The sequence below is a fragment of the Streptococcus sp. DD11 genome (genome assembly GCF_001578865.1).
In the GTDB taxonomy this organism is placed as follows: Bacteria; Bacillota; Bacilli; order Lactobacillales; family Streptococcaceae; genus Streptococcus; species Streptococcus panodentis.
This window is the reverse complement of record NZ_KQ969447.1, coordinates 1-452: the sequence shown is the minus strand read 5'-3', so window position 1 is coordinate 452 and position 452 is coordinate 1. Positions and strand designations below refer to the sequence as shown.

Genomic DNA, 452 nt, shown 5'->3' with positions numbered 1-452 from the left:
GCGAGACTGAAAGACTTTTTATACGGTATCTTCCCAAAGATAGCTCCCTCTGTGGGTGAGGGCGCAGCCATCAGCAAACCAGGCAGGAGCCGCCCCATCAAAAACACTTGTAGATGAAAGACCGCAGGGAAGTGTCAAAAGCAGGGCAGGGCGACGCTGACATAATTTGAAGAAATTGTTGAAGAGCATAAACTAGAAAGAGCATGGAACAAACAGAATACGTATAAAAACAGGACAATGCTGTAGGTTTCAGACAGCATCGTCCTGTTTTTTCATCATCATCTTTCTGCCAAAATCTGGCAGAGCTGCTCTGCATCTTCCTCTCGGGTCGCCCAGCTGGTTGCCAAGCGGATAATAGTGTGGCTATCATCGTATTTTTCCCAGAAGCTGAAGGCCACTTTTTTGGGCCAGTCGGGCTCTTTCTTCCTCACTGACAATGCAGAAAATCTGAT

General features: G+C 47.1%; 1 pseudogene. It reads right to left on the bottom strand.

The features are described from left to right. Positions 1-278 precede the first annotated feature (278 nt). Positions 279-452 (bottom strand): annotated as a pseudogene (locus STRDD11_RS14950) (low specificity L-threonine aldolase); the annotation flags it as partial.